This window comes from Streptomyces sp. NPDC002499 (genome assembly GCF_053595415.1).
Genome location: NZ_JBSFXO010000014.1, coordinates 296,461 through 316,473, shown reverse-complemented (window position 1 = coordinate 316,473; position 20,013 = coordinate 296,461). Strand labels below are relative to the sequence as shown.

Genomic DNA, 20,013 nt, shown 5'->3' with positions numbered 1-20,013 from the left:
GGAATCCGGGGTGAGGGGCATGCCTGCGGCTCTACCGGACACTCGGCTCCGGTGAGACTGTCGGCCTCGACCGCATCGAAGGAGAGACACGTGGCCAAGACGAAGAAGCGGAAGAAGCTGAAACTCCCCCTCGGCTACAAGCCACTCGGCTTCGCCCTGGGCTGGGCGAGCGGGACACTCGCCGGCCTCGCCTTCCAGAAGACGTGGAAGGCGATCCGGCACGAGGACGACGCGCCCGACGCGCTGGACCGGGACCGTGGCTGGACGGAGGTCCTGGTGGCCGCCGCGATCCAGGGCGCCCTGTTCGCCGTGGCCCGCAGCGCGGCGGACCGCGCGGGCGCGACGGCCGTCCAGCGCCGGACCGGCGTATGGCCCGGCGACGGCAAGGGCGGCAGGGACTGACCGACCGCGGGAACGGCCCGCCGGATACGGGATCAGCCGGCCACGAGCCACTTCCCGTCCCGCATCAGCTCGCGCCCGTCCAGCTCGTCCGCCTCCCGCCAGGCCTGCACGCGCTGCGGGAACACCCTGAAGTACAGGTAGGAGGTGGCGAGTCGGCGCGGGTCGAAGCCGGTCTTCGCCGCGAACAGGTCACCCTCCTGCTCCGAGAGATCCGCCGGAGTCACCGTCTCGACCGTGCCCTCGATCATGACCACGTCCCGGGTCGGGCCGATGCCCAGGCGCGTGACGCCGGTCGCCGCGAGGTTGCGGCCGGTGGGACTGGCGGCCGGGGTGGCGAGGAGCAGCGTCGAGCCGTCCCAGCGGAAGGAGAGCGGGACGAGATACGGCGCGCCGCCGTCGGGCGCCGCGGTGGCGACCCAGACGTCCTCGTCGTGTTCGAGTCGTCGGAGCGTGTCCTGCTTGCGCTGTTCGGGATCGCGCGCGGGTGGCTGATTCATTGTCGTACGTCCTCCTCCGGTCGCCGGACAGATGGCCTGATCACCGTCGGTCCGTGCACTGTCAGGGCTGTGACGCTCGCGCGTCCGCCGATGTGACCGTCAGCCGACCTCCCCCGCCGCCCGGATCTCCGCGAGCCGTGCCGCCGCCGCGCTGAGCAGCAGGTCCAGGGCGGCCGGGTACGAACTGCGCGGCATGTCGGCGACCAGGTGGCGGGCGGTGGCGGCGATGTGCGGGTGGGTGGCGGCGGGCAGTCTGGCGTACGTCGCCCGCCATACGGAGACTTCGGCCTCGCGGGCCGCCTTCGGCATCGCGAGGCTCGCCGAGTCGAGGGCCCCGAAGGCGAGGCACTGGTCGACGAAGGCGTGGTAGATCCGCACGGCCTCGGCGTCGGGGAAGCCCGCGCCGCGCACCACACCGAGGATCGCCTCCACGGCCTGGATCTCGTGCACCCGCCCGGTCACCCGGTACGAGCTGAGCACGGCGGCCCTGGGCTGGGCGAGGGCGCCGGCGTGCATCCGCAGGCCGAGGTCGCGCAGGTCGGCGCGCCAGTCGCCGGTGGGGCGCCAGGTGCGCAGGGTGCGGCCGATGAGTTCGTCGGCGACGGCGAGCAGCAGGTCGTCGGTGTGCCGGAAGTAGCGGTACAGCGAGCTGGGGTCGGCGCCTAGGGCGCGGCCGAGGCGGCGCACGGACAGGGCGTCGGCGCCGTGCTCCTCGATCAGCCGCAGCGCCGTCTCGACGATCAGCTCCTCGGACAGGACGACACCCGCCTTGGTGGGACGCCTGCGCCGCCGGTCGGCGGCCGGCACGACACGCTCGCTCATGGACTGCCTCCCTGGGGCCGGTGTCCGCACCTTATGACAACACCGTTGACCTGTTAAGTGCCCGCGCAGTTTCATGTGCGGTCACCGGGGCCTGTCAGGTCCCCCAGGTGCGAGCGGAGACCCGCCCATGATCGAGAAACCCTACGGAGCCGACCCACCCACGCGGCCGGACTCCGAGCTGCGCAGGTCGCTCGGCCTCCTGGACGGCGTCGCCGTCGCCGCCTCCAGCACGGCCGCGACCACCACCATCGGCATCGGCCTGGGCGTCACGGCCGGCGTGGTCGGACTGCATCTGCCGGCGATCATGCTGCTGGCGTTCCTGCCGATCGTGGGTATCGCGGGTGCCTTCTCGCGGCTCAACCAGGTCGAGCCGAACGCCGGCAACGGCTATGTCTGGGTGGGTCGTTCGCTCAGTCCATGGCTCGGTTTCATGGTCGGCTGGGTGAACATCGTGGCCACGGTGGCGTTCCTCGCGTACACGACCGCGGTCACCGGCTCGGCGCTGATCCAGCTGGCCGGTGACGCCGGCGTGCACCGGGTGGGCCCGCTCGATCTGGACGCGGGCTCGACGGCGCAGACGACCGCGATCGGCGTCGTGGTCCTGCTCGCGGTCACGCTCACCGCGGTCACCGGCATCCGCACCGCCGCCCGCCTGCAGACCGGGCTGCTGATCTTCGAGTACGTCGTCCTGCTGGGGTTCTGCGGATACGGCATCGTCACCGGCCCGCACGCCTTCAGCCTGAGCTGGTTCGATCCGTTCGCCGTCCCCTCGGCCGCGGCCCTGGCCCAGGGGCTCCTCCTGTCGGTGTTCTGCTACTGGGGTTTCGAGGCCGCGTTCAGCGTCAACGAAGAGGTGCGCGAACCGCGGGACGCCTCCCGGGCCGGTTTCATCACCCTGTTCACCATGCTGGCGCTGTTCCTGATCGGCTCGGTCGCCTTCCAACGGGTGCTGTCCGAGCCGGAGTTGGTCGGACACGGCGCCGAGGGCCTGGCGTTCTTCGGCGATCGGCTGGCCGACCAGCCGCTGGCCGCGCTGCCGCTCGTGGCGCTGATGTTCTCGGCGGTCGCCTCGCTTCAGGCCGGGGTGATCCCGACGGCCCGGGCGATGTTCGCGATGAGCCGGGACCGTACGCTCGGGCCGGTGTGGTCCAAGGTCAGCCCGCGGTACGGGACTCCGGCCGCCGGCACCCTGCTGATCGGCGCGCTGGCGGCGGCCGTCGCGGCCCTCGCGCTGGTGATCCCGCGGCTGGCGGACCTGATCATGGCGACGGTGAGCGCGGTGGGGATCGTGGTCGCCCTGTCGTACGCGCTCACCGCGCTGGCGGCCGCGGTGCGCTTCCGCTCGCTGCTGCGCGAGGACCTCAAGGAAGGCATACGCGCCGTGGTGCTGCCGGCGTTGAGCGCCGCCGCCCTCCTCGGTCTGGGCGGTTATCTCGGCTGGTCCTTCTACACCTCCGCCGACCATCTCGAACTCAGCGCGGACAACGGCTGGTTCCTGCTGCTCACCCCGCTGGTGATGATCGCGTCGGGCTTCGTGGCCGCCGCGTGGTCCAAGTGGGTGCGCAGGTCACCGTACTTCCGCACGGGCGAGGGCACCGACGCCGACGCCCCGCACCTGCTCCCGACACCCCACTAGGAAACGGACCATGCACGCAGACCTTCTCTTCACCGGCGGCCCCGTCCTCACCCCCGAGGGCCGCACCGCGACCGCCGTGGCCGTCTCCGGCGAGCGCATCGTCGCCGTGGGGCGCGACGAGGTCCTGGATCTCGTCGGGCCGCGCACCGAAGTCGTCGATCTGGCCGGGCGGTTGCTGCTGCCGGGCTTCCAGGACGCGCACGTCCACCCGCTGCCGGCCGGCCTCGAACTCACCCGCTGCGACCTGACCGGGCCGCGGACGGCAGCCGAGACCGTGGCCGCCGTGCGCGCGTACGCCGACGCCCATCCGGAGCAGGAGTGGATCACCGGCGGCGGCTGGTCGATGGAGGCCTTCGAGGGCGGGGTGCCGACGAAGGAACTGCTGGACGCGGTGGTGCCGGACCGCCCCGTCTATCTGCCCAACCGCGACCATCACGGCGCCTGGGTCAACAGCCGCGCCCTGGAACGGGCGGGCATCACCCGCGAGACGGCGGACCCGGCGGACGGGCGCATCGAGCGGGACGGTTCGGGCGAGCCGGTCGGCACACTGCAGGAAGGTGCCATGCAGCTCGTCGGCCGGCTCACCCCGCCCGCCGACGCCGCCGACCGGCTGGCCGCCCTGCTGCACGCGCAGCGCCATCTGCACGCGCTCGGCATCACGGCCTGGCAGGACGCGCTCGTCGGGGAGTTCCTCGGCATGGACGACCCGTCCGGCGCGTATCTGGCGGCGGCCCGGGACGGCTCGCTGACCGCGCGGGTCGTCGGGGCGCTGTGGTGGGACCGGGAGCGCGGAGCCGAGCAGATCCCCGAACTCGTCGAGAAGCGGGCGGAGTTGAGCCACGGGCGGTTCCGCGCGTCCAGCGTCAAGCTGATGCTGGACGGGGTCGCCGAGACCGGCACGGCCGCGCTCCTTGATCCGTACCTGGACCGGTGCGGATGCGTGACCGGCAACCGGGGAACCAGCTTCATCGACCCGACTCAACTCCCGCAGTACGTAAGCAGGTTGGACGCCCTCGGCTTCCAGTGCCACTTCCATGCCCTCGGCGACCGTGCCGTGCGCGACGCGCTGGACGCGGTCGAGGCGGCGCGGGCCGCGAACGGACCGAGCGACACGCGACCCCACCTGGCACATCTTCAGGTGGTCCACCCCGACGACGTGCCGCGTTTCGCCCGGCTCGGCGCCGTCGCGAACATCCAGCCGCTCTGGGCGGCCCACGAGCCGCAGATGGACGAGTTGACCATCCCCTTCCTCGGGTCCCAACGGGCCGCATGGCAGTACCCGTTCGGGGCGCTGCTGCGCTCCGGCGCCCGGCTCGCGGCGGGCAGCGACTGGCCCGTGAGCAGCCCCGATCCGCTCCAGGGAGTTCATGTGGCGGTCAACCGTGTGGCGCCCGACGGCGGCGACACGCCGGTGTTCCTGCCGGCCGAACGCATAGGACTCGCCGAGGCGTTGACGGCGTACACGGCGGGCTCGGCGTATGCGAACCACCTCGACGACACCGGACAGGTGCGGGTGGGAGCGCTCGCGGATCTCGTGGTGCTCGACCGCGATCCGTTCGACGGACCGACCGAGGCGATCGCGGAGACGCGGGTCGCGGGGACATACGTGGGGGGCGCGCGAGTATACGCAGCTCAGGAGGTGTAGGCAGTAACCCAGATCACGGACAGGTCACGTGTTGATCGTTTAGGTTTTGGGCAGTCTCGTACCGCTTCTAGGTTCAACTTTCGGCCATAGAAGCTGAGTTCGAGTGTGCGGGTGGCCATGCCGGGCGTCCGCTCGCAGAGCGGGGGAGCTCTGTAGCGCCGTCTCCCAGAAGGAATCGCATGCCTCAGGAGTGCTTGGACAAGGACGAGCCGTTCACGGCAGGACGACGGCACCCAGGGTGAATCCGCCATTCCTCCGGCCGTAGGCCGGAAGCCCCCCGAACACGACAGGTCGACCGCCACGGCCGGTCGATTCCGTTGTCATGGCCACAACCTGATGGAGACCTGTGTGAAATTTCGCGTCGTAGGTGCTGGTCCGAAGTCGTCCGCCGACAACTCGCTCCCGGCGCGGTCGAGCGCCCAACTCCAGCCCACGGAGGCGGGGAACGCCCTGGCCCGCCTCCTGTTGGACCGCATCAACGGAAGCACGGAGGAGTACCTGAGGTGCCAGAGCGCCGCTCAGCAGCGGCTGGACGCGCTCGGCTCCTCCCCCTCCGGCACCACGCTGCACGTCGAGGGAGCCCTCCATCTGGCGCAGACCGCGTTCCTCCCGCCCGATGAGGAGGGCTACGCCAGGCTGAGGCACCTCGACACCAGTCTGCGCATGATCGAAGCGGCCTTCCCCGAGGTCAGCATCGATGCCGAGGTCTGCCGGCTGACCTGCGCGATGCTGGAAGGGGCCTGGCGGAGCCGGGCACTCGCCCCGCCGCGCGAGGAGGACCGGGCCACCGACTGCGCCTGCGCTCTGTGCCGTCGGCTGCCCACGCCCCCCGCGCGCACGCTGGACGACTACCGCTGGCGGCAGAGCGCCGGCCGTCCCCTCACCGTCAAGACCTGGCCGCACCGCCGGGAACTCGACAGCGTCCTGACCGGCGGCTGGTCCTGGACCCGGCAGATGAACGACCTCGAACGGGACCTCGGCCACCGCCACCGTTTCGAGGACGACATCCTCGTCTTCCACGAATACAAACGCGTGATCGAGACCATCGACACGACACGCCTCACCGAACACGTCGAAGGCCGCCTGGCCGAGAACTTCAGCACCAACAGCGCACGGGCCCTGGTCTCCGGACTCTTCGCGGCCCACAAGCGATCCGTCGACGAGTACTGGCTCCGCCAGCACGAGGCGGGCAGCGTCACGCTCCCCCAGAGCAACCCGCTCGGTCAGAGCACCTACTCGATCCTGCAGATACTGGACTGCCTGTTCTGGCACGTCGCCCCCGACACCGAACTCTGGCAGGAGGAGAACCTCGCCTCGCTGCTGCTGTGCCGTGTCATCGACGACATGGCCGACGTACGGGCCGACGCCCTCACCGGGGAGATCAGCAACTTCTGGCTCGCCGGGATGCCCACCCACACCAAGGCGCTCTACGCCGCCTGCGCCATAGCCATCGTCAAGTACGGCTGCATGCCCGAGGCGCACGACTCGATGTGGAACACCTGGCTGATGACCACCACCATCGTCTGGATGGGGCTCACGGGCCGCCACGCCCTGTGGTTCGACGGCATCACCGCGGGCCTCCCCCCGGCCGAGGAGTGCCCGCTCTGCGACCTGCAGCCCGACCCGTGCTCCGGCATCCTCACCCACGGCGCCGCCCTCACCATCGCACCGCGGCGCACCGTACCGGCGCTGAGCGCCCGGGCCGCCGAACTGTCCGCACGCTGCCAGGCCCAACACCCCGAGGCATGGCCCCTGTTCGACGCCGAGCTCCATGCCTTCGAAGCGCTGCACGGCCCCTGGCAGGGCGATACCGACAACGCATGGGAGATCCTGCGCCGCACCTACATCGCCGCCGTGGAGGCATCGAGCGCCGAACCGTCGACGGACCGCGCTCGTCAGATCCAGCAGGACGCCGGCGTGATCGGATCCGAGAAGTTCCACGCCCTGCACGATCCCCGGACGGGCCGGGAGGACACCGCTCTGCTCGCCTACATGTTCGGCGCCGCCCACCCGCACTTCCTCTGGAACGCCACGGGATACCGGCCCACCGGCGTCGCGGGCGACTGGCTCGACGGCTGACGCCTCGGCCCTGTCCCAGGTCTGCGAGGACAGCACTGCCCGGCCGGAAACCGGCCGGGCAGCGGTGGTGTCAGACGGAGAACTCGACCGGCAGGCTGTCGAGCTTGGAGTCCCAGGTGGAGGCGGTCGAGGAGAGCTCCTCCGACGGCACGGCCAGGCGGAGGCCCGGCAGCCGGTGCAGCAGGACGTCCACACCGATCTCGATGATGGACTGGCCGATGTTCTGTCCCGGGCACTCGTGCGGTCCCGAACTGAACGCCAGATGCGCCTGGTTGCCCTGCAGAGCGACGGCCGAGTCGGGCCGTACCTCCGGGTCGAGATTGCCGGCGGCCAGGCCCAGGACGAGCAGTTCACCCTCCTGGATGTGATGGCCTCCGAGCTCCAGGTCGGCGGCCGCGAACCGGCCCGGCAGCACGGACAACGGCGGGGTGTCCCACATGACCTCCTCCACCACCGAGGAGATGTTCAGCTGGCCGCTGACCAGACCGGACAGCCGGGCGGAGTCGGTGAGGATCAGCTGGAGGACCCGCGCGAGCAGGTTGCTGGTGGTGGTGTGCGCGGCGATCAGTACCAGGCGCAGATGGCTGACGACCTCGTCGTGGTCGAGCTCGGCCGGGTGTTGCAGCAGGGCCGTGGCGAAGTCGGAGCCGGGCTCGGCCCGCTTGCGGTCGGTGAGTTCCGAGAGGATCTGCATGATCCGGCCGTTGTGCTCAAGAGCACCCTCGCCGCCCTTGAAGACCTCGGCGCACGACTCGACCAGGCGTAGCCCGTCCGCCGCGGGAAGGCCCAGGATCCGGGTGAGCACGAGCATCGGCAGCTGCTCGGAGTACTCGGCCACCAGGTCGGCGCGCCCCGCGTCGGCGAACGCGTCGATCAGCTTGTTCGCGAAGTACGACGTGTGCCGCCGCACGCCCCGGCTGGACGCCGCGAGCAGTCCGTCGGTGACCGCGCCGCGCAACCTGCGGTGCGGTTCGCCGTCCTGGGAGACGCAGTCGGGCCGCCAGCCGACCATCGGGATCAACGGTGACGTCTCGGAGACACGCCCCTCCCGCCAGTCCCGCCAGATCCGCGCGTCCCGGCTGAACTGGCGCGGATTGTCCAGCACCCGCCGGTTGTCCCGGTAGCCGAGCACCAGCCAGGCCGGGACGTCGCCCTCGAGGAGCACCGGCGCGACGGAGCCGTGCTCCTTGCGCAGCCGCTCGTAGATACCGGCCGGGTCGGTCGACGCCTCCGGCCCGAACAGCCGGGCGACGTCGCCCGAACCGTGCGCGACGGGGCAGCCCCGGGGGGCGTCGGGACCGTTTAAGGGCTGGTCGTTCATCGGGCCTCCAGGGCGGCGGCCGAGCGGTCCTTGATGTGCTGGATCAGGGCGACGAGCACATCGCGGCTGGAGGCGCGGTCCCGGGCGTCGCACTCCACGACCGGGGTGTACGGGGAGATGTCGAGCGCGTCCCGTATCTCGTCGACCGGGTGGTTCTTGGAGTCGGGGAAGACGTTGAGCGCGATGACGAAGGGCACGTTCTGCCGCTCCATCTCCTCGATCGCCCGGAAGCTGGAGGCGAGCCGGCGGGTGTCCACCAGGACGACCGCGCCGAGCGCGCCCTTGAACAGTCCGTTCCACAGGAACCAGAACCGTTCCTGCCCGGGGGTGCCGAACAGGTACAGCATCAGGCTCTCGTTGAGGCTGATCTTGCCGAAGTCCAGGCTGACGGTGGTCTCCGTCTTGTCGGCGACGCCGATGAGGTGGTCGACGTCGGCGCTCGCCTGGGTGAGCGTCTCCTCGGTGGTCAGCGGTTTGATGTCGCTGACGGAGCGGACCATGGTGGTCTTTCCGGTGCCGAAGCCGCCGGCGATCATCACCTTCACCGAACGGGTGCCGCCGGCGGCCGGCCGGCCGGGATGGTCAAAGCCTTTGAAGTCCACTGAGTACCTCCTCAAGGAGCGCGAGGTCGGGCCCGCGACCGGCGTCGTGCGCCGGGATCGGATCACGGGCGTCGACGCGGCCTGCCTCGAGCAGATCGGCCAGCAGCACCGCGAGAATGTTGAAGGGCAGTCCGAGGTGGGCGCCGAGTTCGGCCACCGACAGCGGATCGCGGCAGCGCCGGATGATCTCCTCGTGCTCGTGCTGCATGCCCGGTACGGGGGCGGTCAGGGAGACGATGAGGGTCGCCACGTCGAGACTCGACGCCGAACCGCCCGGTCCGCTACGTCCTCCGGTGAGGACGTAGTAGCGCTCGAGACCGGACGGGTCCGTGGGCGGTCGGGGAGCACTCATCCAGAGTGCTCCTCCAGGCGCGGAGTGGTGCCGAGGAGCTCACCCATCCTGCGGGCCAGATCCCTCATCTGGTGACCGAGCAGACCCTGGTCGAGGCCCTCCCGTGCCAGCACGCCGAGATACGTCTCCACACCGGCGCGGACGACGAAGAGGTGGCCGCCGTCGACCTCGATCATCGCCAGCCGCAGCTGCCCCGCGTACTTGGGGAACTGCTCGGCGACGGGCTGGGCGAGGGCCTGCAGTCCGGCCACGACGGCCGCGAACCGGTCGACGTCGTCGGGGTCTTCGGCACCGAAGCTGGTGATGGCCTTGCCGTCACTGGAGGCCACGAGGGCGAAACGGATCTCCGGGATGGACTCCACCAGATCGCGGAGCGCCCAGCTCACGTCGGTTCCCTGTTGCGTCATGTGGACTAGTCGCTCTCTTCAGTGCGGTGCTCGGTGGACTCACGGTCGGCCGGCGCCGCGTCCTCCTCGGTGATCTCCCTGCCTGCGGTCGCGAAGGCGGCCAGGCCGGCGAAGGACTCGTCCGGCGGGACGGCGAAGGCGGCCGACTCCTCGGTCCGCTCCACCGCCCTCGGCTGTGGCTCCTCGTTCCGCTTGCTGCGGCGCCGGGGCAGTCCTCCGGGTGTGGTGTCCGTGGCCTCGCCGAACTCGGCCTCCGCCTCCGGCACTTCGGCCGTCGCCGCCGAGCGGCCCGGGACGGCCGTGACGGTCTGCGCGGCCTGGACCGGCTGGGCCGGGGAGGCAGCGGGCAGCGGGCTGAAGTACTTGTGCGGGACCACGAGAACCACCGAGGTGCCGAGCCACGGCGAGTCCGCGAAGGTGACACGGATGCCGTAGCGGCGGGCGAGGGCGCCGACGACGCGCAGACCGATGTTGGCGTCCTCCGAGATACCGCCGAGACCCGCGCCGACCCCGGTGCCCGCCAGGGCGTCCTCGGCCTCGCGCTTCTTCTCCTCGCTCAGGCCCTTGCCGGAGTCCTGGATCTCGATGCCGACGCCGTTGGGGACCTCCTTGCCGGAGACGACCACCGGTTCGGTGGGCGGCGAGTAGCGGGCCGCGTTGTCCAGCAGGTGGGCGAAGATCAGCGTGAGGTGGTCCACCAGACCGCCGTCCACGCCGAGTTCGGGCAGATGGCGCACCTCGACGCGGTGGAAGTCCTTGATCCGGCCGATGCCGCCGCGCATCACGCTGAGCAGGCGCTGCGGCTCCTGCCACTGGCGTCCGGGCCGGTCCGAGCCGCCGAGCACACCGATGCTGGCGGCGAGCGAGTCGGCGGGGCCGAGCTCCTGGTCGAGCTCCATCAGACCGCGGGCGACGGCCGGCAGCCGGCCGTGCTCGCCCTGCATCTCGTGCAGTCGGCCGCGCAGCTTGCTGGTCAGGACGTGGATGCGGTTGCCGATGCTGATGACGGCCTGCTCGGCGGAGGTGGAGCGGTTGAACTCCTCCTCCACGCCGATGAGGGCGGTCCTGAGCACCTTGCGCAGATCGGCCTGGAAGTCGGTGCCGACCTTGGCGTAGTACCCGGGCTCGGGCAGCAGGTCGTCGATGGCGTCGCCGGAGCGCAGTCGTTCCAGCGCGTCGGGCAACTGCTCGTCGCCGAGCTGGGCGAGCGCGGACTGCTGGCCGGCGATCTGCTCCTGCCAGACCTCGGCCTGGTCGACGAGCTGGGCCTCGTAGGACGCGGCCTGCTCGGTCAGCCGGAGCTCGAACGCGGCGGACTGCTCGGCGAGTTGGCTCGCCAACGCGGCGGTGCGCTCGGTGAGTTGTGCCTCGTAGGCACCTGACTGGTCGGCGAGCTGCGACTCCAGGGAGCCGCGCTCGGCGCTGAACTTCCGCTCCAGGCCCGCGACATGCTGCTGCCACTGCTGTGACTGCTCGGCCTGCGAGCTACGGAAGGAGCCCTCGACCCGGCGCAGTTGCGTCCGGGTGCGAATCAACAGCCGTACGCAGACGGCGCTCGCGGCCGTGGCCGCGGCACCGGCGACGGCGGCCGTTATTCGCTCGGAGCTCATGAACGTGGCGGCAACCGTTCCGCCTCCTAAGGCCAGCGGCATCAACCACCAGCTGTACCAGGCGACAGGGGCCCGCGCCGCCGGCGGCGGAGTGGCGAGTTCCATCTGCATCCTTCGAAGCAACCCGATCGAACAGGGGGAGTGTGCTGGGGGACCTCACTCATGAATACGCAGCGCGAGATGACCGAACGCGACCGGATCAACTCGCAGCGTCGGTAGGGAGCTTATCGGGTTCTGACACCAAAAGATCAACCTAGATCGTTTGATGGAAGTGAGGATTCCGTCACTGTCCGCCAGCGATCCGTTCATCGACAAATCGCTTACGCGACCCGGGAGTTGGCCTCGACCGACGGAGCCGGAGGTCAGAGGGATTGGCGCAAAGTGAGCGTCATGGCGCCGAAGCCGTTGCGCTCGTAGAACCGGATCGCGTCGGCGTTCGCCGCGTACGCGGTCACCTCGGCATGCTCGGCTCCCTCGCGCCGGGCCCAGTCCAGGAACTCCCCCGCCAGCCGGGCCCCGGCCCGCGCCCGCCGGTGTTCGGGGCGGACGTACAGACTGATCAGGGTCGCGGAGGTGACCCGCCGCTTGTCCGAGGGCCCGGTGACCGACCCCATCAGGTGGCCGACGACCTCTCCGTCGCACTCCGCCGCGAGGACGAGCCGCGTCGGGTCCGCCAGGGCCGCCGCGAAGGACGCGGCGCCGTGCTCGCGCGGCCAGTCGACGTTCATGCTCGGGTCGCGGGTGCCGCCGTCCTCGGCGAACAGGCGCGCACTGGAGGCGACGAGCCCCGATATGTCCTCGACTCGGGCCTTTCGAACGATCAGCTCTCCATCAGTCATGGGCCGAGGCTAGCGACCGACACCGACAGTGGGACTTCCTGGACAGATGTCCAGCTATGATGGACACCTGTCCATGAACTTGCCCATGAACCTGTCCACGAATTGGAGTTCCGCATGGAGACGCTCGCGAACGTGCTCGTCGGTCTGGTGGCCGCGCTGCACGCCTACATCCTGGTGCTGGAGATGTTCCTGTGGGAGAAGAAGCCCGGCCGGGGGCTGCACGGGTTCGATCCGGAGATGGCGAAGGCGACCGCGCCGCTGGCCGCCAACCAGGGGCTCTACAACGGGTTTCTCGCCGCCGGCCTGGTGTGGGGGCTGATCGCGGCGGACCCGACCGGCTTCCGTGCCCAGGTCTTCTTCCTGTCCTGCGTCGTGATCGCGGGTGTGTACGGCACGGTCACCGCCAACCGCCGCATCCTGTTCGCGCAGGCACTGCCCGGCGCGATCGCCCTGGCCGCCGCCCTGATCGCGCAGTGACACGCCCCGCGCCGGAGGACCCACGGGCCGCGCGGACCAAGGAGCGGCTGCGCGAGGCCCTGCTCGCCGAGTGCGCCGAGCGCCCGCTGGCCGAGGTCGGCGTGGCCGCCCTGGTGCGCCGGGCCGGGGTCGGCCGAGCCACCTTCTACGTCCACTACGCCGACCTGGAGGCGCTGGCCGTCGACGCCTGCGCGGACGTCGTACGGGAGGCGGTCGAGGCGCTGCACTCCTGGCAGGGGCGGCCCGACCCGGCGCACGCGCCGCCCGCCCTTGCCGAGTTCTTCAACTCGCTCACCCCGCACGCCGAGTTGTACCGCGCGCTGCTCGCTCCAGGTGGCGGCGGCCCGCTCGGCCTTGTGCTGCACCGGGATCTGCGCGCCTACAGCCTGCGCGAGCGGGAACGCGCGGGTGCGGCGGACGCCCCGCTGGTCGCCTCCGCGGTCGCCGCGACCTTCGCCGGCGTGCTGGCCGACTGGCTGCACGGCCTCCTGGACGCCGACGCGCCCCAAGTCGCCGACCAGGTCTGGCAGTTGCTGGTCGCACTGCACGCGAGCAGATGACGGTGACTCACTTGCAGCCTTGGTCGGGCCGCACCTGCGGCCAGGCCTCCACGCCGTCGGCGGTCCGCACGTACGCCTTGGACGGGTCGGCGTCCGACAGCCACAGCCGCCAGTCGCCGTGCCGGTACCCGGTGTCGTGGGCGTCGGCGGGCATCCGGACGTCCCCGTCGTACGCCGAGGTCAGCATGGACTCGATGAGCACGCCGTCGGGATCGCGGGCGTAGAGCCTGCCGTCCTCGTCCTCCTTGCCCCGCTCCCCCACCGACAGGAAGTGCGCCGTCTCCCAGCCGCAGTGCTCGTCGCCGACGGAGCTGTGCACCTTGGTGATCGGTACCCGCTTGCCCCGCGCGTCGGTCCAGATCTCGTACCACTTCCCGTCGGTGTAGCTCGCCGGGAGTTCGGTCGGATCGCAGGAGGCGCTGGTGTCCGGGCCCCAACCGGGCCTGTTCTTCTGGTCCTTGGCCACGACGACGGCGACCTTGGTCCGCCCGGCGACGTCGAAGGAGTACAGGACGCGGCCGGCCTCCCGGCGCTCGACGCGGTAGCCGTGGTCCGGGTAGTCGGACTGCTCCATGTCGAAGAAGGCCCGCAGCCCCTCCTCGGGCGTCGACCCGCCGTCGCTCTTGCTCCACGCATCGCTGCCCCCGCCGGAGTAGATCTCCCCGTCGCACTCCAGGGCCCGGCCCGCCGCGCCCGACTCGATGCGGGTGGCGCGGGTGCTGTCCTCGTCGAGGTTCTTCGTGGGCACGTGGAGCGGTCCGCTGTACGGCACGGCCGGAGCCGTCCCGGCGATGACCAGGTCCTGGTCCTTCTCGCCGCCGCACGCCACGGCCGCCGACGCCACCAGCACCGTCGTCACCACAAGTCTTCCGCGCATCAACTTCCCCCGTTCCGCCTGCTGTTCTCCGGTCCTCCGACGCGACAGCACCCCGGAACGTTCACGATCAGCGCACGGTCGTCTGGAAGGTACGCCGATACGCCTGCGGTGAGACGCCGATCGCCGCGTGCAGGTGCTGGCGCAGCGAGGCGCCGGTGGCGAAGCCGACCTGCCCGGCGATCTGGTCCACGGACAGGTCGCTGGACTCCAGCAGGTGCCGCGCGTGGGCGACCCGCTGCTGGATGAGCCAGCGGCCGGGGCTGACGCCGACCTCGTCGTTGAAGCGGCGGGCGAAGGTGCGCATGCTCATCCCGGCGTGCCGGGCGAGGTCGGCGAGGGTGAGCGGTTCGTCGAGGTGGACCAGGGCCCACGCGCGCGTGGCGGCCGTGCTCGCCGCGCCCGGCTCGGGCATGGGCTGTTCGATGTACTGCGCCTGACCGCCGTCCCGGTACGGCGGGACCACGAGACTGCGGGCGACCGCGTTGGCGAGTTCGCTGCCGTGGTCCTCGCGCACGATGTGCAGGCAGATGTCGACGCCTGAGGCGGCACCGGCCGAGGTCAGGATCCGTCCGTCGGCGACGAAGAGGACGTCCGGGTCGAGGTCGACGTGCGGGTACATCCGCCGGAACGGCTCGACGAGCTGCCAGTGCGTGGTGGCCCTGCGGCCGTCCAGCAGACCGGCGGCGGCGAGCACGAAGGCGCCGGTGCAGATGGAGACGATGCGCGCGTCCGGCCGGATGAGCGCGAGCGCGGCACGGAGTTCGTCGGACAGGTCGGCGGTCACCCGCGAGGAGGCGACGGCCGCGACCACCACCGTGTCGGCAGTGGCCAGGGCCTCGGGACCGTGCTCGACGCCGATGGTGAAGTCGGCGTTGGTGCGCACGGGCCGGCCGTCGACGGAGCAGGTCAGCACCTCGTACCGGCCGCCCGCCGCGTCGAAGATCCGGTTGGGGATGCCCAGCTCGAAGGGGTGCACGCCGTCCAGGGCCAGCACCACGACCCGTTCCACCCGGCTGTCCACTCGACCGTTCTCTCGCATGGCACGATCCTATCGAAGGTTGGCCATCGTGCCATTTCCCTGCCGGGCGGGCCCGGGCAGGCTGGTTCACCATGAGCACTGTGAACACGATGCGAGCCATCAGCCAGGACACCCTCGGCGGACCCGAGGTCCTCAAGCTCGTGGAGCTGGAACGCCCGCAGCCACGCACCAACGAGGTACTGGTCCGCGTCCACGCGGCCGGCCTCAACCCCACCGACTGGAAGCACCGCAAGACCGGCGGCTTCCTGGGCGAGCCGCCCTTCGTACTGGGCTGGGACGTCTCGGGCACGGTCGAGGCGGTCGGCGTCGGCGTCGCCCGCTTCCGGCCCGGCGACGAGGTCTTCGGCATGCTGTCCTACCCCTACGGCCACGGCTCGCACGCCGAGTACGTCACCGCCCCGGCGCGCACCTTCGCGCACAAGCCGGCCTCGATCGACCACACCCAGGCGGGCGCGCTGCCCCTGGTCTCGCTGACCGCGTGGCAGGGACTCGTCGAGTACGCGGACGTCCAGCCGGGGCAACGCGTGCTGATCCACGCGGCGGCCGGCGGAGTCGGGCATGTGGCCGTGCAGATCGCCAAGGCGCGCGGCGCGTACGTGATCGGCACGGCGAGCGCGGGGAAGCACGACTTCCTGCGCTCGATCGGCGTCGACGAGCCGATCGACTACCGGGAGACCGACTTCACCGAGGCGGTGAAGGACGTCGACATCGTCCTGGACACCCTCGGCGGCGACACCGCCCTGCGCTCCATGCGCGTCCTGCGCCCGGGCGGCCAACTGGTCTCGATCGTGCCGATCGGTTCGAACGAGTTCTACGAGGAGGCCGAGCGGCTCGGTGTCCGGGCGCTGCGCATGCTGGTCGACGCCTCCCACAGCGGCATGGCGGCGATCGCGGAACTGGTGGAGGCGGGCAAGCTGCGCGCCACGATCGCCGCGACCTTCCCGCTGGCCGAGGCCGCCGAGGCACACGCGCTCGGCGGCACCGGCCGGACAGCGGGAAAGATCGTCCTGCTGACGGACTGACGCGGCCGCCCCGCAAGGCGACGCCGGTCAGAACGTGAGCACCGGCTTGATCGCCTTGCCCGCGCTCATGTCCCGCACCGCCTGGTCGATCTCCGCGAACGGATAGGTACTGATCAGGCGGTGCAGCGGGAGCCGTCCCTCCTTGACCAGCCGGACCAGGGCCGGGATGGAGGACTGTGTCTCGGCGTCGCCGAGGGTGAGTCCGACGACCCGCTTCCCGCCGAGCAACCCGTTGACGTCCAGGGCGACTTCGGTGCCGAACGGCGGAGCTCCTACGACGACCAGGGTGCCGCGAGCCGCGAGCGCGTCGACGCCCTGGCGCAGCACGGCGACGTTGCCGGTCGTCTCGACGAGGCCGTCGGCACCCTGGCCACCGGTGATCTCCGCCAGTGCCTCGGCGAGGTCGGCCGCGCCGGCGTCCACGGTGTGGGTGGCTCCCAACTCCCCTGCCAGTTCGAGCCGTTCGGCGACCCGGTCGACGGCGATGATCCTGCCGGCCGGGGTGAGCGCGGCCGCCATCACCGCCGACAGGCCGACCGCCCCGGCGCCGAGCACCACGACCGTGTCGCCGAGTCGGGGCTTCAGCACGTTCCAGACGGCACCGACCCCCGTCTGAACTCCGCACCCCAGCGGGGCGATCGACTCCAGCGGTACCTCCGGGTCGACCTTGACGAGGCTGCGTTCGTCGACCAACGCCCGTTCCGCGAACGAGGACTGGCCGAAGAAGTGTCCGCCGAGGGGCTGCCCGTCCCGGCTGATGGTGCTGCTGCCGTCGGCGCGGCGACCGCCGATGAGGTTCAGCGGCAGCCAGGTCGCGCAGTAGGCGGGGTGCCCGCCCCGGCAGTTGCGGCAGCCGCCGCAGGAGGTGAAGGACAGCACGACGTGGTCGCCAGGGGCGACGCCGGTGACGGCCGGGCCCACGGCTTCGACCACCCCGGCCCCTTCGTGCCCGAGCACGCCGGGCAGCGGGAAGGGCAGACCGCCGCTCGCGACGCCGAGGTCGGTGTGGCACAGGCCGGCCGCCACGATGCGGACCACGGCCTCGTTCGGTCCCGGCTCGTCGAGTCGGACGTCGGAGAGGGTGAAGGGTGCTCCGCCGGACTCGACGACCGCGGCGCGGGTGGAGATGGACATCGTACGAACTCCCTTTGCCTTCAGGCGTGTTCAGACGCGATCGCGCGGGTTCAGTCGAGCGAGACGACGACGGACTTGGTGCGGGTGTACGCGGCGAGCGCCTCAGGGCCGTACTCGCGGCCGAAGCCGGAGTCCTTGACGCCGCCGAAGGGGACCGCGGGGTCGAGCATCGCCCAGTCGTTGATCCAGACGATGCCCGCCTGGAGCCGGTCGGCGATGCGGTGGGCGCGGGCGAGGTTGCCGGTCTGGACGCCCGAAGCCAGGCCGTACGGCGTGGAGTTGGCGAGCGCGACGGCCTCGTCCTCGGTGTCGAAGGGCTGCACGGTCAGGACCGGGCCGAAGACCTCCTCCTGGACGACCCGGGAGTCGTTCGACAGGTCGGCGATCACCGTGGGCCTGTAGTAGTAGCCGCCGTCCAGGTCGAGCCGCTCGCCGCCGCAGACGATGCGGGCGCCCTCCTTGCGGGCCAGGTCGACGTACTCCTCGACCTTCTTGAGGTGCCGCTCCCCCGCCATCGGTCCGACGACGGTCTCGGGCAGCCTCGGGTCACCGACCGGGACGCCCGGGACGGCCTCGGCGAGGATGCCGAGCAGGGTGCTGTACACGGAGCGGGCCACCAACAGTCGGGGGCCGCCCATGCAGAACTGCCCGGTGTTGAAGACGAAGGCCTTGATGACCGCGCCGACCGCCTTCTCCAGGTCGGCGTCCTCGAAGACGAGGTGGGCCGCGTTGCCGCCGAGTTCCATGGTGACCGGCTTGAGGGCCTCGCCCGCGGTGCTCGCCACATGGCGGCCGACGGCGGTGGAGCCGGTGAAGGCGACCTTGTCGACACCGCGGTGGCGCAGGAGTGCCTCGCCGGCCACCGGGCCGGTCCCGGTGATCACGTTGACCACACCGTCCGGGACGCCCGCCTCCTGGAAGAGCCGGGCCATGTAGAGGGCGCTGAGCGGGGTCTCGTCGGCCGGCTTGTGCACCACCGTGTTGCCGGCCGCGAGCGCCGGGCCGATCTTCGAACCGGCAAGGATCAGCGGGAAGTTGAAGGGGGTGATCGCGGCGACGACACCGAGCGGCTCACGCTTGGTGTACGCGAGCGCGTTCATGGGTGTGTCGCGGACGGCGCCGTCCAGGGAGTGGGCGAGGGCGGCGAAGTACTCGTAGTCGTTGGCCGTGTTGGTGACGTCCACGGCGTGGCACAGCGTGATGGGCTTGCCGACGTCCAGGCTCTCCAACTCGGCGATCTCGTCGGCCCGTTCGCGGATCAGCTCGGCGACCCGGTGCAGCACCCGGCCCCGCTCCCGGCCGCTCAGTCCGGACCACGCGCCTCCGTCGAAGGCCTCCCGTGCCGCGCGCACGGCCGCGTCCACGTCGGCGGCGCCCGCCGCCGCGACGGTGGTGACGACCGCGCCCCGGGACGGGTCGACCACCTCGATGCGGGCTCCGTCCGCGGCCTCACGCCACTGTCCCCCGACGAACAGCCGTCCGGGTTCGCTCTCGAAGGCGGTCATCACCACTCCTCAGCCTCATCGCCAGGATTGCCGGAACCATCAAGATTGCCAAGTCTTCAACCAACAGGATTCCTGTTGGTTCAACGTCTGGTTCGCAGTCTGATTACAGACAGGTTTCCTGTCAATGGTCTAGGCTCGACACATGGCCGTCCCCCAGGAAACGAAGGCGCTCCCGTCCCTGCTCTACATGGTCAAGCAGGTGGAGCTGGCCGCGCGCTCCCGCCTCGACGAGCTGGTCAGGCCGTCCGGGATCACGGCGCTGCAGTACACCGCGCTGACCGTCCTGGAGCGGCACGACGGGCTGTCGGCGGCCCAGCTGGCCCGCGACTCCTTCGTCACGGCCCAGTCCATCGCCGATCTCGTACGGTCCCTGGAGAGCCGCGGGCTGATCCGCCGCGAGCGCAATCCGCGCAATCGCCGGGAGCTGCTGATCCTGCTGACCGAGGAGGGGCGCGAGCTGCTCGGGCAACACGCCGGGCCGGTGCGGGAGTTGGAGGAGCGCATGGTGAGCGACCTCACCCCGCACCAGACCGAGCAGCTCCGCCAGGCACTCTCCAAGGCCTGGCACGCCCTCTCGTAGACTGGTCGCTCCAATTCGAAGACATATGTCAATCGAACATGCTCAAATTCACTCGATCGAGGGTAACTTGCAGAGCGGGGAACGGATTTGCGCTCGCTCTGGGAACCCGGGGCACGGCTGTACTCGTACGCTCGCTGCACGATGTCACCCCAGACCCCGGTGGCCTGCGGTCCCCGCCGTAGTCGGAGCAGGTTGGAGGCGATGTCGTCGTGCAGCAGGAACCTGCGCCGCCCACCCGCCATCTGCGTGTGCACGAGGACCGCGGACACACGGTGGTGGAGTTGCGCGGCGAGATCGACATCGCCGCCGCCGTGGAGATCGGCCCCTATCTGGACCGGGTGACGGCACGCCCGGACGTACGGCTGGTGATCGACCTCAGGGGCGTCGAGTTCTTCGACTGCTCCGGACTGCGGCTGCTGTACCGGGCCCGCACCCGGACCCTGGATCACGACGGCGAGCTGCGCCTGGTCTGCACGCACGCCCTCACCCTGCGCGTCATGCGGGTCACCGGGCTGACCCGGCTGCTGCCGCCGCACGCCACGCTGGACGCGGCCCTGGGCCAGCCCGAGGCCACGTCCGGCTCCGTGTAGCGAAGCTTTTCCCTGTA

General features: G+C 70.9%; 21 protein-coding genes. 9 read left to right on the top strand and 12 right to left on the bottom strand.

The window, feature by feature from the left end:
- Window positions 1–90: 90 nt before the first annotated feature.
- Window positions 91–402 (top strand): DUF4235 domain-containing protein, encoded by a 312-nt coding sequence (locus ACWD5F_RS36625; RefSeq protein ID WP_401710654.1) that lies wholly within the window; start codon window positions 91–93, stop codon window positions 400–402.
- A gap of 32 nt (window positions 403–434) precedes the next feature.
- On the opposite strand, the gene ACWD5F_RS36620 is transcribed toward ACWD5F_RS36625, so the two are convergent.
- Together ACWD5F_RS36620 and ACWD5F_RS36615 are read right to left on the bottom strand one after the other, a co-directional pair.
- Window positions 435–899: a pyridoxamine 5'-phosphate oxidase family protein gene (locus ACWD5F_RS36620; protein WP_451260621.1), complete on the bottom strand. Its 465-nt coding sequence runs from the start codon at window positions 897–899 to the stop codon at window positions 435–437.
- Window positions 900–998: 99 nt separating this feature from the next.
- Window positions 999–1,721: a TetR/AcrR family transcriptional regulator gene (locus ACWD5F_RS36615; protein WP_401710660.1), complete on the bottom strand. Its 723-nt coding sequence runs from the start codon at window positions 1,719–1,721 to the stop codon at window positions 999–1,001.
- A gap of 127 nt (window positions 1,722–1,848) precedes the next feature.
- Here ACWD5F_RS36615 and ACWD5F_RS36610 point away from each other — a divergent pair, with 127 nt between their 5' ends.
- The 3 genes from ACWD5F_RS36610 to ACWD5F_RS36600 all read left to right on the top strand — a co-directional run bounded on the left by ACWD5F_RS36610 (window position 1,849) and on the right by ACWD5F_RS36600 (window position 7,081).
- On the top strand, window positions 1,849–3,357 hold the full coding sequence (locus tag ACWD5F_RS36610; RefSeq protein ID WP_451260620.1) for an APC family permease: 1,509 nt from the start codon (window positions 1,849–1,851) through the stop codon (window positions 3,355–3,357).
- A 10-nt stretch (window positions 3,358–3,367) separates the two neighbouring features.
- Complete coding sequence (locus ACWD5F_RS36605) at window positions 3,368–5,002, top strand: amidohydrolase (protein WP_451260619.1); 1,635 nt, start codon at window positions 3,368–3,370, stop codon at window positions 5,000–5,002.
- A gap of 348 nt (window positions 5,003–5,350) precedes the next feature.
- Complete coding sequence (locus ACWD5F_RS36600) at window positions 5,351–7,081, top strand: hypothetical protein (protein WP_451260618.1); 1,731 nt, start codon at window positions 5,351–5,353, stop codon at window positions 7,079–7,081.
- 70 nt (window positions 7,082–7,151) lie between these two features.
- Here the strand turns inward: ACWD5F_RS36600 and ACWD5F_RS36595 are convergent, their stop codons facing one another.
- The 6 genes from ACWD5F_RS36595 to ACWD5F_RS36570 all read right to left on the bottom strand — a co-directional run bounded on the left by ACWD5F_RS36595 (window position 7,152) and on the right by ACWD5F_RS36570 (window position 12,212).
- A complete protein-coding gene (locus ACWD5F_RS36595) occupies window positions 7,152–8,402 on the bottom strand; it encodes a cytochrome P450 (RefSeq protein WP_451260617.1) in 1,251 nt (416 codons plus the stop codon).
- Window positions 8,399–9,004 (bottom strand): GTP-binding protein, encoded by a 606-nt coding sequence (locus ACWD5F_RS36590; protein ID WP_401710675.1) that lies wholly within the window; start codon window positions 9,002–9,004, stop codon window positions 8,399–8,401. The genes ACWD5F_RS36595 and ACWD5F_RS36590 overlap by 4 nt, the downstream gene beginning before the upstream one ends.
- Window positions 8,985–9,356 carry a DUF742 domain-containing protein gene (locus ACWD5F_RS36585; protein ID WP_401710678.1) on the bottom strand — a complete coding sequence of 124 codons (372 nt, stop codon included), beginning with the start codon at window positions 9,354–9,356 and terminating at the stop codon, window positions 8,985–8,987. Before ACWD5F_RS36585 ends, ACWD5F_RS36590 begins: the two co-directional genes overlap by 20 nt.
- A complete protein-coding gene (locus ACWD5F_RS36580; protein WP_030043913.1) occupies window positions 9,353–9,763 on the bottom strand; it encodes a roadblock/LC7 domain-containing protein in 411 nt (136 codons plus the stop codon). Before ACWD5F_RS36580 ends, ACWD5F_RS36585 begins: the two co-directional genes overlap by 4 nt.
- Window positions 9,764–9,768: 5 nt before the next feature.
- On the bottom strand, window positions 9,769–11,478 hold the full coding sequence (locus tag ACWD5F_RS36575) for an ATP-binding protein (RefSeq protein ID WP_451260616.1): 1,710 nt from the start codon (window positions 11,476–11,478) through the stop codon (window positions 9,769–9,771).
- A gap of 257 nt (window positions 11,479–11,735) precedes the next feature.
- Complete coding sequence (locus ACWD5F_RS36570) at window positions 11,736–12,212, bottom strand: N-acetyltransferase family protein (protein ID WP_451260615.1); 477 nt, start codon at window positions 12,210–12,212, stop codon at window positions 11,736–11,738.
- Window positions 12,213–12,326: 114 nt separating this feature from the next.
- Here ACWD5F_RS36570 and ACWD5F_RS36565 point away from each other — a divergent pair, with 114 nt between their 5' ends.
- Window positions 12,327–12,689, top strand: a complete 363-nt coding sequence (locus tag ACWD5F_RS36565) for a DUF1304 domain-containing protein (RefSeq protein ID WP_451260614.1) — start codon at window positions 12,327–12,329, stop codon at window positions 12,687–12,689.
- Window positions 12,686–13,249, top strand: coding sequence for a TetR/AcrR family transcriptional regulator (locus tag ACWD5F_RS36560; protein ID WP_451260613.1), 564 nt, complete (start codon window positions 12,686–12,688; stop codon window positions 13,247–13,249). The genes ACWD5F_RS36565 and ACWD5F_RS36560 overlap by 4 nt, the downstream gene beginning before the upstream one ends.
- A gap of 7 nt (window positions 13,250–13,256) precedes the next feature.
- On the opposite strand, the gene ACWD5F_RS36555 is transcribed toward ACWD5F_RS36560, so the two are convergent.
- Together ACWD5F_RS36555 and ACWD5F_RS36550 are read right to left on the bottom strand one after the other, a co-directional pair.
- Window positions 13,257–14,126 (bottom strand): hypothetical protein, encoded by an 870-nt coding sequence (locus ACWD5F_RS36555; protein ID WP_451260612.1) that lies wholly within the window; start codon window positions 14,124–14,126, stop codon window positions 13,257–13,259.
- A gap of 67 nt (window positions 14,127–14,193) precedes the next feature.
- Entirely contained in the window at window positions 14,194–15,165 is a 972-nt protein-coding gene (locus tag ACWD5F_RS36550; protein ID WP_451260611.1) for a GlxA family transcriptional regulator, read from the bottom strand.
- Between the two features lie 71 nt (window positions 15,166–15,236).
- Here ACWD5F_RS36550 and ACWD5F_RS36545 point away from each other — a divergent pair, with 71 nt between their 5' ends.
- The gene (locus ACWD5F_RS36545; protein ID WP_451260610.1) at window positions 15,237–16,187 is read left to right on the top strand and encodes an NADP-dependent oxidoreductase; all 951 of its coding nucleotides are present in this window, start codon (window positions 15,237–15,239) and stop codon (window positions 16,185–16,187) included.
- Window positions 16,188–16,214: 27 nt separating this feature from the next.
- Here ACWD5F_RS36545 and ACWD5F_RS36540 read toward each other — a convergent pair whose 3' ends face one another.
- Window positions 16,215–17,321, bottom strand: coding sequence for an NAD(P)-dependent alcohol dehydrogenase (locus ACWD5F_RS36540; protein WP_451260609.1), 1,107 nt, complete (start codon window positions 17,319–17,321; stop codon window positions 16,215–16,217).
- Between the two features lie 50 nt (window positions 17,322–17,371).
- Window positions 17,372–18,826: an aldehyde dehydrogenase family protein gene (locus tag ACWD5F_RS36535; RefSeq protein ID WP_451260608.1), complete on the bottom strand. Its 1,455-nt coding sequence runs from the start codon at window positions 18,824–18,826 to the stop codon at window positions 17,372–17,374.
- A gap of 142 nt (window positions 18,827–18,968) precedes the next feature.
- Between ACWD5F_RS36535 and ACWD5F_RS36530 the strand changes: the two genes are divergently transcribed.
- Together ACWD5F_RS36530 and ACWD5F_RS36525 are read left to right on the top strand one after the other, a co-directional pair.
- Window positions 18,969–19,406: a MarR family winged helix-turn-helix transcriptional regulator gene (locus ACWD5F_RS36530; RefSeq protein WP_401710707.1), complete on the top strand. Its 438-nt coding sequence runs from the start codon at window positions 18,969–18,971 to the stop codon at window positions 19,404–19,406.
- A gap of 209 nt (window positions 19,407–19,615) precedes the next feature.
- Window positions 19,616–19,996 (top strand): anti-sigma factor antagonist, encoded by a 381-nt coding sequence (locus ACWD5F_RS36525; protein WP_401710709.1) that lies wholly within the window; start codon window positions 19,616–19,618, stop codon window positions 19,994–19,996.
- The last annotated feature ends 17 nt before the right edge of the window (window positions 19,997–20,013 follow it).

Bases quoted from the DNA above. Each gene is read 5' to 3' on its own strand.
- ACWD5F_RS36620 (WP_451260621.1), bottom strand. From the start codon at position 899: ATGAATCAGCCACCCGCGCGCGATCCCGAACAGCGCAAGCAGGACACG.
- ACWD5F_RS36615 (WP_401710660.1), bottom strand. From the start codon at position 1,721: ATGAGCGAGCGTGTCGTGCCGGCCGCCGACCGGCGGCGCAGGCGTCCC.
- ACWD5F_RS36610 (WP_451260620.1), top strand. From the start codon at position 1,849: ATGATCGAGAAACCCTACGGAGCCGACCCACCCACGCGGCCGGACTCC.
- ACWD5F_RS36605 (WP_451260619.1), top strand. From the start codon at position 3,368: ATGCACGCAGACCTTCTCTTCACCGGCGGCCCCGTCCTCACCCCCGAG.
- ACWD5F_RS36595 (WP_451260617.1), bottom strand. From the start codon at position 8,402: ATGAACGACCAGCCCTTAAACGGTCCCGACGCCCCCCGGGGCTGCCCC.
- ACWD5F_RS36585 (WP_401710678.1), bottom strand. From the start codon at position 9,356: ATGAGTGCTCCCCGACCGCCCACGGACCCGTCCGGTCTCGAGCGCTAC.
- ACWD5F_RS36580 (WP_030043913.1), bottom strand. From the start codon at position 9,763: ATGACGCAACAGGGAACCGACGTGAGCTGGGCGCTCCGCGATCTGGTG.
- ACWD5F_RS36575 (WP_451260616.1), bottom strand. From the start codon at position 11,478: ATGGAACTCGCCACTCCGCCGCCGGCGGCGCGGGCCCCTGTCGCCTGG.
- ACWD5F_RS36570 (WP_451260615.1), bottom strand. From the start codon at position 12,212: ATGACTGATGGAGAGCTGATCGTTCGAAAGGCCCGAGTCGAGGACATA.
- ACWD5F_RS36565 (WP_451260614.1), top strand. From the start codon at position 12,327: ATGGAGACGCTCGCGAACGTGCTCGTCGGTCTGGTGGCCGCGCTGCAC.
- ACWD5F_RS36555 (WP_451260612.1), bottom strand. From the start codon at position 14,126: ATGCGCGGAAGACTTGTGGTGACGACGGTGCTGGTGGCGTCGGCGGCC.
- ACWD5F_RS36550 (WP_451260611.1), bottom strand. From the start codon at position 15,165: ATGCGAGAGAACGGTCGAGTGGACAGCCGGGTGGAACGGGTCGTGGTG.
- ACWD5F_RS36545 (WP_451260610.1), top strand. From the start codon at position 15,237: ATGAGCACTGTGAACACGATGCGAGCCATCAGCCAGGACACCCTCGGC.
- ACWD5F_RS36540 (WP_451260609.1), bottom strand. From the start codon at position 17,321: ATGTCCATCTCCACCCGCGCCGCGGTCGTCGAGTCCGGCGGAGCACCC.
- ACWD5F_RS36535 (WP_451260608.1), bottom strand. From the start codon at position 18,826: ATGACCGCCTTCGAGAGCGAACCCGGACGGCTGTTCGTCGGGGGACAG.
- ACWD5F_RS36530 (WP_401710707.1), top strand. From the start codon at position 18,969: ATGGCCGTCCCCCAGGAAACGAAGGCGCTCCCGTCCCTGCTCTACATG.